This is a genomic window from Actinomadura sp. NBRC 104425 (genome assembly GCF_030269545.1).
Taxonomy (GTDB): domain Bacteria; phylum Actinomycetota; class Actinomycetes; order Streptosporangiales; family Streptosporangiaceae; genus Spirillospora; species Spirillospora keratinilytica.
On the sequence record NZ_BSTN01000012.1, the window covers coordinates 185,385 to 197,527 of the forward strand.

Sequence of the window (12,143 nt, forward strand, 5' to 3'; positions counted from 1 at the left end):
TGATTGTCGGTTTCGCGCACGGGCGGTTGTCATTGAGCCGCCGGCGGCGGTTGGTCCTGCAACACGAAAGTCGCTCGGGCTTCCTGGTGGTGGCCTGGGTGAGGCAATCGGTGGCTGTTGCGGGGGGCGGATTGTTGCTATGTGTTAAGGGATCGTGGCTTTCTGGCGGGACGGTCTAGGGGTGCTCGGTGGCGGCTGGGGATTCTGCGGGGGCACGGGGGCGGCGAGCGCGCGAGCAGGCTCTGGAGCTTGCGCGGCGGTCGCGGAAGGCCTGGGAGGAGGCCGGCCGCTGGGCGGCGGCGGACGAGGCGCAGCGGCAGGTCGCGGCGTCGCTGTTGACGTTGACCGGGACGGGATGGCGGCTGCTCGTCGATCGGCACTGGCCGGGGACGCAGACGGCGAACGCCGACATGGTCCTCGTCGGGCCCGGAGGGGTGTTCGTCATCGACGTCAAGCGGTGGCGGAACCGGCCGGAAGTCGAGGACGGCCACCTGGTCGCAGGAGGTGAGCGGCGGGACGCGGACGTCGCCCGGGTGCTGGCGATGGCCCGTACGACCGAGGAGAAGGTCGCCGAGTTCGGGATGTCGCCGGTCGCGGTGCGGCCGTTGATCGTGTTCGCCGGGCATCGGCTGGACGAGCGGATCGGCCGGGTGCGGCTCGTCGGACATCCCGACGTCGTGCACGCCCTGGTCGCCGAGCCCAGGCGGCTGACCGCCTCCATGGTCAAGATGATGAGCCGCTTCCTGGAGGAGGAGTTCCCCGCCTACGAGGTCACCGTGCTGACGGACGGCCCCGCGGACGAGCGGCCCGAGGCGGCGGCGTTGTTCGACGTGGCGGAGGTGGAGAAGGCCGCGCTGGAATCGGTGCTGCATGCGCCGATCGAGCAGTGGATGACGTTCCTGCACCCCGACCAGGTGGCGCTGGTGCGGCGCGACTGGAGCGGTCCCGCGCGGATCAGCGGGCCGGCGGGGACGGGCAAGACGGTGGTGGCGCTGCACCGGGCGGCGCATCTGGCCGCGCGGGGCGCCGGGCGAATCCTGTACGTGACGTTCGCCAACAACCTGCCCCGGGTGCAGGGGCAGTTGTTCCAGCGGCTGGCGGGGCATTTCGCCGATCGGGTGGAGTTCCGCAGTCTGCACAGCTGGGCGCAGGCGTTCCTCGCCGAGCGCGGAGTCGAGGTCAACCTGAACAGCCGGCGGGCGAAAGACGCGTTCTCGCATGCCTGGATGCGGGCCGGGCGCGACAGCGTCCTGGTCGATGTGGAGCCGACGCCCGGCTACTGGCAGGAGGAGATCGACTACGTCATCAAGGGGCGCGGGATCACCTCGCTGGAGGAGTACCGGGAGGTGGCCCGGCACGGCCGCCGCACCGCGTTGAAGACGGAGCATCGGGAGGCCGCCTGGCTGCTGTACGAGGAGTACGAGATGCTGCGCGAGCGGCGGGGCGTCGCCGACTTCAACGACGTGCTGCTGACGGCGCTGGACGAGGTGCGCGAGCGTCCCGCCGATCCGCCGTATGCGGCGGTGATCGTGGACGAAGTCCAGGACCTCACCCTGGTCGGGGTGCGGTTGCTGCACGCGCTGGCCGGTGACGGGCCCAACGGCCTGCTGCTGATCGGGGACGGGCAGCAGGCGGTGTATCCCGGCGGGTTCCGGCTGGCCGAGGCCGGTATCGCAATCAAGGGGCGGGGCGCGGTGCTGCGCACGAACTACCGCAACGCCGCGGCGATTTTGGACGAGGCGATGCAGGTCGTCTCGGACGATCCGTTCGACGACCTGGAAGGGCCCAGCCCCAACGGGCGCCGTGCCGTGGAGACCACCTACGACGGCGGCCGGGTGGTCCGGGCCGCCGCAGCCGATGCCGCCGAGCACGACCGGCTCCTGGTGGCGGCGCTGCAGCGGCTGCGGGAGGACGGGGACGGCGAGGGCGGCGCGCTGGCGGGGGCCGCGGTGCTGTGCAGGTCGATCCGCGAGATCGAGCACTACCACCGGGTCCTCACCCGGGCGGGGCTGCCGGCGCTGCGGCTGGAGAACTACGACGGGCGCCCCGTCGAGGCCATCAAGATCGGCACCTACCATCGCGCCAAGGGCCTGGAGTTCAAGCAGGTCTACCTGCCGCGCCACGACGCGGAGATCCGTGCGTCGGCGGACGGCGAGCCGGCCCGGGAGCGCGCCGAGCTGGCCCGCCGCCAGCTGTTCGTCGCCATGACCCGCGCCCGCGATCTGCTGTGGCTGGGCTCGGTCGGACGCTGAGGAGCAGGCACGGGCCGGTCGGTTGCGCCGGACGGGCGGCCAAAGCGGTTGGCCGCCTCGGGCGGGGTAGGTGTAGGTGATGACTTCAGCCCGAATGAGGGTTTTCCCGGATGGCGGTGAGCAGAAGTCCACGTCAGAGTCGTAATCAGCGGCAGAGGGTCGAAATCCCCTTGAAGGGAAGGAGGCACCGATGAGCCTCACCTCACTGAGCGCCGCCGACCTGGCGCACGTCCTGTTCACCTCGCGGCTGCAGGAGTCGGACCGTCCGTCCGCCGAGCAGGTGCGGGCCGCGATCGAAGAGCGGCTGTGCGCCTGCGGCGGCGACCGTGCGGTCTGCACCGCCTACGTCGCCCAGGAGGCGGGCGACCACCCCGACACGTACGTGACCCGTATGCGCTGGGCCCTGACCTCGGTGACACGCGCCTACGCGACCGCGCCCACGCGACCCCGCGCCGCCGTCTGACGCCTTCGGACGGCGACGGCTGAACTGTCCCGGGCCGAATGCGCCGACCCGCCTCAGCGCCGGCTCCGACCAGCAAGGAGAAGCCCGATGCGTCGTTCACGGTTCGTCGAGCCCGATGTGGTAGTTCCCCGTTCCCTCAAGCAGCTCCTCGCCGAGGACGTCCCCGAGGACACCCGGCGTCGGCGCAGACGTCGCCGCCGACCGGGTAGGGCGACCTTGCTGCGCCGCACGACCTGACGACGCCCGGGCCGGCGGTGCGGCTGTGCCCCGGCACGGCCGCGCCTCGGCGTGGGCGCGGCCCCCGCCGAGGCGGGCGCGCGGCCGCACGGTACGCCGGAGCGCGGCCGGTCCGGAAACGGTCAATGTTTGGCCTTTTCTTTTTGGACTTCTTGGCGGAGTCGCCGTACTCCCACTCGTAGCCGGCCGGGGGTGTTCTTCTCGCATTGACGCGCTCCCCGGCCTGAAGGCCGGGGATTCAGCCCGTGCCACGCGTTCACGCGGCACCTCTGCGGCTTCCTGCTTCACCGGCCTGCGCCACCGCGGACGGTGGTCTTACCTGGCCTCCACAGGCGTTTGGCCTCTCCGCCCGCCCGGCGGCGAGGATGTTGCGTGCGGCGTTGACGTCCCGGTCGTGCACGGTGGCGCAAGCCGGGCATGTCCACTTGCGGATGTGCAGGGGTTTGGGGCCGTCGAGCACACCGCAGGTCGAGCAGACCTGCGAGGTGGGCTCGAAACGGCCGATCGTGACCAGCGTCCGGCCCTACCGGGCGGCCTTGTACTCCAGCATCGCCACAAACGCAGACCAGCCCGCGTCGTGCACGCTCTTGGCGAGCCGGGTGCGCCCGAGACCGGACACCGCAAAATCCTCCACGTACACCGCTTGGTTCTCGCGGATGATGCTCGTGGAGAGCTTGTGCGCAAAGTCCCGTCGCGCGTCCGCGACACGAGCGTGCGCCTTGGCGACGCGGGCGCGGGCCTTGGCCCGGTTGTTCGCCCCTTTCGTCTTGCGGGACAACGCCTTCTGCGCCTTGCGGAACTTTTTCTCCGCCGGGCGCAGGAACCGCGGGCTGATGATCCTCCGGCCATCCGACAGCACCGCGAAATGCGTCAGCCCCAGGTCGATCCCGACCTCAGCGGCAGTCTCCGGCAACGGCTCGTCCGTCGTCTCGACCACGAACGACGCGAAGTACCGCGCGGACGCATCCTTGACCACGGTCACGCTGGACGGCTCGGACGGCAGACGGCGGGACCACTTCACCGTGATGCCGCCGATCTTCGGCAGGCGCAGCTTCCCGTCCGGCGTGATGGAGAACCGGGCGTTCTTGGTGAAGCGGATCGCCTGCCGGTTGTCCTTCTTCGACCGGTACCGGGGCGGTGCCGCCTTCTGCCCCTTCCGCTTCCCCGACAGGGAGATGAAGAAGTTCCGGTACGCCTTGTTCAGGTCGGCAAGTGCCTGCTGCAACACCACGGCTGAGACCTCGCCCAGCCACGCGCGTTCGGGAGTCTTCTTCGCCTCGGTGAGCACCCGGCGTTGCAGGTCGGCGTCCCTGATGCACGGCAGCCCTTGCTCGTGGGCGTCCTGCCGTGCGCGCAGGGCGTCGTTGTACACCACCCGCGCGCACCCGAACGCCTTGGCCAGCGCGATCTGCCGGCCCGGCGCCGGGTAAAGCCGGAAGTTGTACCGGAGCTGCACGCCAAGATTTTACCGATGCTTACCATTCGTTTATGGCTGAACTAGGAGATATCAGAGCTGGTAGACACAGTGTTTTCGCTCTGCACGCCCCTTTTGGTTTTCGTGACCGAGTTCCGGCATCCGGTGTTCACCGGCGCGCATCTGAAGCGCATGGAGCAGATCATGCGCAACGTCTGCGCGGACTTCGAGTGCGAACTGGCCGAGTTCAACGGCGAGGCCAACCACGTGCACCTGCTGGTGCACTTCCCGCCGAAGGTCGCCCTGTCCCGGCTCGTCAACTCGCTGAAAGGGGGTGTCCTCCCGGCGGCTGCGACAGGAGTTCCCCGAGCCGACCCGCCACTACTACCGGGCGAACAAGCTGTGGTCGGGCTCCTACTTCGCCGGGAGCGTGGGCGGAGCGCCGATCAGCGTCCTGCGCCAGTACATCGAGCAGCACAACCGTCCGGTCTGAACCAGGCAGACGTTGGACCGCCCGGGGCGATCCAACTTTCCTTGCCCCGCTACGCCAGAGGGTCCGCTTCAACCCCGGCCTGAAGGCCGGAGCACTGCGGACGAACTGGGTAGCGCAGGGGATCGAACACCTACCGCTCAGTCCACAGGCTGTGGATAACTATGCACGGCGCGCCGTGAGGCGGGCGGTGCTTGCCAGCCCCGGGGCTGTGATCACTACCGTGGCGCCATGTCACCAGGTGCGCGAAGGACCAGGTCAGCGCTTGTGTTGGCCGGTGCCGTGCTGGTCTTCCACGGCGCCGCGGCAAGCGGTGCGGCAGCGGGCGTCGCAACCGCCGCCGGGCACGGCGCGGCGGCGCGGCTCGCGCAGATCTGCCGGTCGGCCAAGAGCCCGGGGACCGCGCGGACGCTCAGCCGTGCCGTCCAGAACGCGCTCAGCGGACGCACCGGCATCGAGTCCGTGGCCGTCTACGACCGCAAGCGCAAGCTCTCCTGCGCGGTGGACACCGGACGCCACTACGACTCCGCCAGCGTCGTCAAGGTGACCATTCTGTCCGCCCTGCTGCGCAAGGCCCAGGAGCAGGGCAGGAGGCTGACCGCCCGCGAACGCGGCCTCGCCGAAAAGATGATCACCAGGTCGGACAACGCCGCGGCGACCACGCTGTGGAACGCGGTCGGCCGGACGCGCCTGAACCGCTTCCTCAAGCTGGCGGGGATGCGCAGCACCAGGCTCGGCGCGAACGGCCACTGGGGGCTGACGCAGATCACCGCGTCCGACGAACTGCGCCTGCTGAGGCTGCTGACCAGCCGCAACAGCGTGCTGACCACGGCCTCGCGGCGGTACGTGCTCGATCTGATGGGGCGGGTCATCCCCGAGCAGCGCTGGGGCACCCCGGCCGGGCGGCCCTCCTGGATGCGCTGGCGCGTCAAGAACGGCTGGCTGCCCCGCCTCGGCCGGTACTGGCGCGTGCACAGCATCGGCGCCTTCGACGGACGCGGCGAAAACTACCTGATCGTCGTGCTGACCCAGGACTCTCCGACCATGGAGTACGGCGTCCAGACGATCGAACGGGTCGCCCGCGCCGTGCACCGCACCCTCAACCCCCGCAGCGGCTCCGTCACCGGCGACCTCGAAATGCCGTTGGAGGCGTCCGACGGGTCCGTTCCGGCGGATGTGTGAACCTTCACCTGGCTCGGCGGCCCGTGCCCGGGGACCGTCCCCGGCACGGGCCTCAAGCCCGTCCCTCCAGGGCCCGCCAGGCGGGGGTGGTGCAGCCCTCCTCGTAGTCCCACCAGCCCTGGCTTTCGCCGCGTCGTAGCAGGTCGCGCACCGCCGAAAGGTTCACGGTGGGCGGGACGTTCAGTGCGACGAGCGCGGACTGCGCGATGCCCTCGCCCTCCACGCCGAGGGGGGCGAACATGGCGAGGACGGCCCGGCGGTCACCGGCCAGGGCGCCATCCCGGAGCACCGCCACCCGGATCGTGCAGTTGTTGGAGCCCTGCACCGCCTCCCTGGCCCAGAGCACGCCCTTGTCGTCCACCTCGGTGCGCACCACGTCGCCGAGGGCGATCCCGCGGACGAAGAACGGGATGTTGGCCACCTCGACGCGGTTCTCCGCGACCGGGAAGGCCCAGATCCGTTCGGAGGCGGCGGGCGGCCAGTCCTCGTCCTCCTTGGGGAGTGCGAAGACCACCCGCACCGCGTCCGGTTGCGCACCGCGGTCCTGGGACGTCCTCATGCCGACAGCATTCCCATTCCAGACGATCGCCACCATTTGGATGTTCCGTCGCCAGCGGACATGCCACATCAAACCCGCACCTCACCGCCGATCTCGGCGGGCGCGGCACGGCCGGGTGTCCGCAATACTGAGGGGCATGGTCGACGAAGAGCGTTGGAAGACCCGGTTCAGAGCCGCGCGAGTGAGCCTGCCGGGCTGGGCGCGCACCGCCCCGCACCGTTGCGTCTACCGGTCCAACGTCACCGGGACCTGGGAGATCTACGCCTGGGACCGGACGACCGGCGACAGGCGCCAGGTCACCGACCGGCCCAACGGCACCTGGATGGGCGGCGTCGACCCCACGGGCGAGTGGATCTGGTGGTTCGCCGACACCGACGGCGACGAGTTCGGCGTATGGATGCGCACCCCGTTCGACGGCGGCGACAGCACGCCGGCCGTGCCCGGGCTGGAGCCGTCCTACCCGGCCGGGCTGGCGCTGGGCACCAGCGGCCTGGCGCTCGTCGGCCGCACCACCGACGCGGGCAACTCCGTCCACCTGTGCCGGCCCGGAGCCGACCCCGAGGTGCTGTACGAGCACGCCGAGGACGCCCACGTGGCCGCCCTGTCCCGGGACGAGACGCTGATCGCCATCGGGCACAGCGAGCACGGCGACAGCCGGCATATGGCGCTGCGCGTGGTCCGGCCGGACGGCACGACCGTCGCCGACCTGTGGGACGGGCCGGGCAAGGGCGTGTGGGGCGCCGGGTTCGCCCCGGTGCCCGGTGACACCCGGCTGCTGGTCAGCCACGAGCGGCGCGGCCGGGACGAGATGCTGATCTGGGACCCGGTCGCCGGCACCGAGCAGGAGATCGTCCTCGACCTGCCCGGCGAGATCGACGCCGACTGGTACCCGGACGGCTCGGCGCTGCTGGTCTCGCACTCCCACCACGCCCGCGACGAGCTGTACCGCTACGACCTGGCCGCGGGCGAACTGGAGCCCATCGACACCCCGCGCGGCGTGATCGGCGGCGCCACCGCGCGGCCGGACGGCACCGTGGAGTTCTCCTGGTCGTCGGCCGCCGAGCCGCCGGTGATCCGGTCCACCTCCGGCGCGGTGGTGCTGACGCCGCCCGGCCCGCCCGCGCCGCCGTCGGTGCCGGTCGAGGACGTGTGGGTGGACGGCCCGGCCGGACCGATCCACGCGCTGGTCAGCAAGCCGAAGGGCGGCTCGGCCCCCTACCCCGTGGTCTTCGAGGTCCACGGCGGCCCCACCGCGCAGGACGACGACTCGTTCGACCCGTCGGTGGCCGCGTGGGTCGACCACGGCTTCGCGGTGGTGCGCGTCAACTACCGGGGCTCCACCGGGTACGGGTCGCAGTGGCGGGACGCGATCGAGGGCCGCGTCGGCCTGACCGAACTGGAGGACATCACCGCCGTCCGCGACTGGGCCGTCGAGTCCGGCCTGGCGGACCCGGCCCGGCTGGTGCTGACCGGCGGGTCATGGGGCGGCTTCCTCACCCTGCTCGGCATCGGCACCCGGCCCGACGACTGGTCGGTGGCGGTGGCGGCGGTGCCGGTCGCCGACTACGTCGCGGCCTACGAGGACGAGATGGAGGGCCTGCAGGCGTTCGACCGCAGCCTCTTCGGCGGCTCCCCGGAGGAGGTGCCGGAGCGGTACCGCGCCTCGTCCCCGATCACCTACGTGGAACGGGTCAAGGCGCCCGTGCTCATCCTGGCCGGTGAGAACGACCCGCGCTGCCCCATCCGGCAGATCGACAACTACCTGGCGCGGCTGGCCGAACTGGGCCGTCCGCACGAGGTGTACCGGTACGACGCCGGCCACGGCTCCCTGGTGGTGGAGGAACGCATCAAGCAGATGGCCGCGGAGATCGCGTTCGCCCGCAAGCACCTCGGCATGGCATGACGCGGCCCGTCCGGATGCGGACGATCAGGCGCGCACGTCGCGGATGATGTCGACCAGTTCGCGGGTGACCGACTTGAAACCCGGCAGCCGGGACATCGACACCATGCGGTTCACCAGCGGCACGGTGCGTTCGACCAGCAGATACGTCTTGCGGCAGCCCGGCGAGCTGTCGTGCACCCAGTACAGCACGATGCCCATCGAGTACAGCCACAGCAGCTCGGGCAGTTCCTGGCGGAACTCCGGGTCGATCTTCAGGGTGGAGCCGTCCACCACCTCGCGGTAGATCGCCACCGCGGCGGCCCGCGCCGGGCCGGACTCCGCGCTGAACGGGTTGAGCGGGCTGGTCGGCTCGGCGGCGAACTTGAAGAACTTCCCGGCGAACTGGTGGTACGGCACCATCGTGTCGACCCGGGCCTTCAGCACGCCCAGCAGCCGGGGTGCGAAGTCGCGCTCGCGGTCCAGCACCGCCCGGCACGCCTTGACGTGCTCCTCCTGCAGCTCGTCGTAGTACGCCTGGATCAGCTCCTCCTTGGAGCCGAAGTAGTAGTAGGCGTTGCCGACCGAGACCCCGGCCTCCTTGGCGATGGCCCGCATCGTCGTCGCCTCGTACCCGCGCTCGCGGAACAGCCGCAGCGCCGTCTCGACGATCAGCGCCCGGGTCTGCTCCGACTTCACCGGCTTGGTGTCGGTCACGTTCGCCACCCTAAATCTCCTCGCCGCGCCGCCGCTTCAACCGCCGGCCCGGCCGCGTCCGCCCGGCCGGGCCGGGGACGGCGCGTCCGCCCGGTCGGCGCTCACCGTCCGGTGAACTCGGCGGCGACCAGTTCGGCGATCTGCGCGGTGTTGAGGGCCGCTCCCTTACGGAGATTGTCGCCGCACAGGAACATGTCCAAGGCCTTCGGATCGTCCAGGGAGCGGCGTACCCGCCCCACCCACGTCGGGTCGGTGCCGACGACGTCGGCCGGCGTCGGGTACTCGTGCGCCTCGGGATCGTCCAGCAGCACCACGCCCGGCGTGGCCGCCAGCACCGCCTGCGCCTCCCGCTGGTCGACCCGGTCGTCGAACACCGCGTGCACCGCCAGTGAGTGCGCGGTCACCACCGGGACCCGCACGCACGTCGCCGACACCTTCAGATCCGGCAGGCCGAGAATCTTACGGGACTCGTCGCGGATTCTCAGCTCCTGCGACGACCAGCCGCCGTCCTCCGGCGACCCCGCCCACGGCACCACGTTGAGCGCCAGCGGCGCCGGGAACGGCCCGAACTCGCCCACCGCGGCCCGCACGTCCCCGGCCCGGTTGCCCAGCTCCCGCCGTCCGCCGACCCGCTCCAGCTGGGCGTACAGCGTCTCGATGCCCGCCTGCCCGGCGCCGGACGCGGCCTGGTACGAGGCGACCACCAGCTCGCGCAGCCCGTACATCCGGTGCAGCGCCCCCAGCGCGACGATCATCGACAGGACGGTGCAGCTCGGGTTGGCGATGATGCCCCGCGGCCGGTCGCGCACCTGCTCGGCGTTCACCTCCGGCACCACCAGGGGCACCTGCGGGTCCATGCGGAACACCGCGGAGTTGTCGACCACCACCGCGCCGCGGGCCGCCGCGACCGGCGCCCACTCGGCCGCCACCTCGTCGGGCACGTCGAAGATCGCGATGTCGACGCCGTCGAACACCTCCGGCGCCGGCGCGAGGACCTCGACGACCTCGCCTCGCACGGTCAGCTTGCGGCCCGCCGACCGCGGCGAGGCCACCAGCCGGATCTCCCCGTACACGTCCTGGCGGATGGACAGGATGCCGAGCAGCACGCCGCCGACGGCGCCGGTGGCGCCCACGACGGCCAGGGTCGGCTTGGAGCTCATCCCCGGGCCTCCCTCCCGCTCGGCCCCGCCGCCCACGGTGTTCCGGAGCGACCGGCCGAGCTCATGGTGTCGCGCTCACGTTGTCGTCGTCCTTGCCTGCCGTCCGGTGCGTCCAACGATCCACCGCGCCGCAGGGTTCACCGAACCCCCGCCGTCCTGCGGCATCCCGCCGGACACCCGCTGTCGTACGACGTCCGCGAGCTACCCATTGTCACCGCCAAACGCCACCGAACCGCCCCCGACGAACACCCGCCCCGTAGCCAGGCGTGCGTTGCCGCACCCTAGGCACCCGACGTCTGCTGCCAGACCGCAGCACCGGTTGCCTGCGCCATGCTTACCTCGCCGTCCGTCCCCGCAACGGCTGACCCCGACAGGCGCTCCGGCAGACTGCCCCGACCGACGAGCGACCGCCGGGCAAGGCCGAGTGCACTGCAGCCAGTGCACAAGCACGTCGCAGGCAGACGGCGCGGCAGGAGTCCCCGCAGCGCCGGACACACCCCATACACGCTCGGCAGCAGACACCCGGGACGCGAGTAGCCCCTCAAGGCCGATCCGCGGGGACTCACCGGATTCCGTACGGCACATCCACGCCGCCCTCGGCGGGTATACCGCCGATCACGCGTCGGACATCCCGACCCCACACGCCCCACAAACCCATCGAGTGCCGCGCGCACGCCCCAACGGCCGCCAGTACGCCGCACTCGGCCGCACACGGACTAGGGCCTGTCCGGTGGATGTTGGTGTTCGGCTGAGGACGATCTTGGGACTGGGTTTGATGGCGTGTCGTGGTGCGACGGCATGAGTTGACCGATGCGGCCTGGCGGCGGATCGAGCCGCTTTTGCCCGCCCAGCCGGCCCGGGGTGGCCGGTGGGCCGATCACCGGACGGTGCTGAACGGCATCCTGTGGAAGCTCGCCACCGGTGCGCCGTGGCGGGACCTGCCCGACCGGTACGGCAACTGGAAGACCGTCTACGAGCGGTACCGGCGGTGGGCCGCCGACGGCACCTTCGACCGCATCCTGACCCGTGTGCAGGTGCACGACGACTCGGTGGGGCGCGTCGACTGGACCGTCAGTGTCGATTCGACGATCGTGCGGGCGCACCGGCACGCCGCAGGGGCCCGCACAAAAGGGAACCGGGCGGGACGAAGGCGGCATCCGGGCAGGCGCTCGGGCGGTCACGGGGCGGGCTGACCACCAAGATCCACCTGGCGGTGGACGGGCGCGGGCTGCCGTTGGCGGTCGTGCTCACGCCCGGCAACGTCAACGACTGCACTGTCTTCCCCCAGGTGATGGCGGCGATCACGGTGCCGCGGCTCGATCCTGGCCGCCCGCGGTGCCGCCCTGATCGGGTGATCGCCGACAAGGCCTACAGTGCGAAGGCGATCCGCCGGTCGCTGCGGGCACGGGGCATCGCCGCGACCATCCCCGAACGCGCCGGCCGGCAAGCCGGACGGGCCCGCCGCGGCTCGCGCGGCGGACGCCCGCCGGCCTTCGACCCGACTGTCTACCGGCGCAGCAACGTGGTCGAACGCTGCATCAACCGGCTCAAGCAATGGCGCGGCATCGCCACCCGGTTCGACAAGCTCGCCCGCAACTTCCGGGCGGCGATCGTGCTGGTCACCGCGTTGTTCTGGATCAACGCATGATCCACCGGACACGCCCTAGGTGTGCTGTTCGGGGACGTTGGTGACAGGCGACACGCCGTGGGTGGTTGTTGAACGACAGGAGGGCCTTCTGGTTTCGGTGTGGATTGCGACGACATCTGCACCGACGTCCAGGAGGCCCTCG

The 12,143-nt window shown here is 71.1% G+C and carries 10 protein-coding genes and 1 pseudogene; 6 read left to right on the top strand and 5 right to left on the bottom strand.

Going from position 1 to position 12,143, the window contains the following annotated elements; translation table 11 throughout:
- Window positions 1–188: 188 nt before the first annotated feature.
- Entirely contained in the window at window positions 189–2,252 is a 2,064-nt protein-coding gene (locus QSK22_RS19905) for a nuclease-related domain-containing DEAD/DEAH box helicase (protein ID WP_285495746.1), read from the top strand.
- Window positions 2,253–2,442: 190 nt separating this feature from the next.
- The gene (locus tag QSK22_RS19910; protein ID WP_285495747.1) at window positions 2,443–2,715 is read left to right on the top strand and encodes a hypothetical protein; all 273 of its coding nucleotides are present in this window, start codon (window positions 2,443–2,445) and stop codon (window positions 2,713–2,715) included.
- A gap of 493 nt (window positions 2,716–3,208) precedes the next feature.
- Here QSK22_RS19910 and QSK22_RS34025 read toward each other — a convergent pair whose 3' ends face one another.
- Window positions 3,209–3,466, bottom strand: a complete 258-nt coding sequence (locus QSK22_RS34025) for a zinc ribbon domain-containing protein (RefSeq protein ID WP_502872340.1) — start codon at window positions 3,464–3,466, stop codon at window positions 3,209–3,211.
- Window positions 3,467–3,475: 9 nt separating this feature from the next.
- Window positions 3,476–4,408, bottom strand: coding sequence for an RNA-guided endonuclease InsQ/TnpB family protein (locus tag QSK22_RS19915; RefSeq protein WP_502872333.1), 933 nt, complete (start codon window positions 4,406–4,408; stop codon window positions 3,476–3,478).
- A 32-nt stretch (window positions 4,409–4,440) separates the two neighbouring features.
- Between QSK22_RS19915 and tnpA the strand changes: the two are divergent.
- Together tnpA and QSK22_RS19925 are read left to right on the top strand one after the other, a co-directional pair.
- Window positions 4,441–4,859 (top strand): annotated as a pseudogene (gene tnpA, locus QSK22_RS19920) (IS200/IS605 family transposase).
- 264 nt (window positions 4,860–5,123) lie between these two features.
- The gene (locus QSK22_RS19925) at window positions 5,124–6,038 is read left to right on the top strand and encodes a serine hydrolase (protein ID WP_285495749.1); all 915 of its coding nucleotides are present in this window, start codon (window positions 5,124–5,126) and stop codon (window positions 6,036–6,038) included.
- Window positions 6,039–6,090: 52 nt separating this feature from the next.
- Here the strand turns inward: QSK22_RS19925 and QSK22_RS19930 are convergent, their stop codons facing one another.
- Window positions 6,091–6,597 (bottom strand): DUF4265 domain-containing protein, encoded by a 507-nt coding sequence (locus QSK22_RS19930; protein WP_285495750.1) that lies wholly within the window; start codon window positions 6,595–6,597, stop codon window positions 6,091–6,093.
- A 136-nt stretch (window positions 6,598–6,733) separates the two neighbouring features.
- Between QSK22_RS19930 and QSK22_RS19935 the strand changes: the two genes are divergently transcribed.
- Entirely contained in the window at window positions 6,734–8,500 is a 1,767-nt protein-coding gene (locus QSK22_RS19935; RefSeq protein ID WP_285495751.1) for a S9 family peptidase, read from the top strand.
- 24 nt (window positions 8,501–8,524) lie between these two features.
- Here the strand turns inward: QSK22_RS19935 and QSK22_RS19940 are convergent, their stop codons facing one another.
- Window positions 8,525–9,193 (bottom strand): TetR/AcrR family transcriptional regulator, encoded by a 669-nt coding sequence (locus tag QSK22_RS19940; protein ID WP_285495752.1) that lies wholly within the window; start codon window positions 9,191–9,193, stop codon window positions 8,525–8,527.
- 101 nt (window positions 9,194–9,294) lie between these two features.
- Window positions 9,295–10,353, bottom strand: a complete 1,059-nt coding sequence (locus QSK22_RS19945; RefSeq protein WP_285495753.1) for an aspartate-semialdehyde dehydrogenase — start codon at window positions 10,351–10,353, stop codon at window positions 9,295–9,297.
- A gap of 785 nt (window positions 10,354–11,138) precedes the next feature.
- Here QSK22_RS19945 and QSK22_RS19950 point away from each other — a divergent pair.
- Window positions 11,139–12,001, top strand: a protein-coding gene (locus QSK22_RS19950; protein ID WP_502872334.1) for an IS5 family transposase whose coding sequence is annotated in 2 segments (ribosomal slippage) — window positions 11,139–11,517 and window positions 11,517–12,001 — 864 coding nt in all. Because the reading frame shifts where the segments join, the coding sequence is not laid out codon by codon here.
- Window positions 12,002–12,143 lie beyond the last annotated feature (142 nt).

What these genes read in the sequence shown, in the direction of transcription:
- QSK22_RS19910 (WP_285495747.1), top strand. Translation starts at nt 2,443, where the DNA reads ATGAGCCTCACCTCACTGAGCGCCGCCGACCTGGCGCACGTCCTGTTC.
- QSK22_RS19930 (WP_285495750.1), bottom strand. Translation starts at nt 6,597, where the DNA reads ATGAGGACGTCCCAGGACCGCGGTGCGCAACCGGACGCGGTGCGGGTG.
- QSK22_RS19935 (WP_285495751.1), top strand. Translation starts at nt 6,734, where the DNA reads ATGGTCGACGAAGAGCGTTGGAAGACCCGGTTCAGAGCCGCGCGAGTG.
- QSK22_RS19945 (WP_285495753.1), bottom strand. Translation starts at nt 10,353, where the DNA reads ATGAGCTCCAAGCCGACCCTGGCCGTCGTGGGCGCCACCGGCGCCGTC.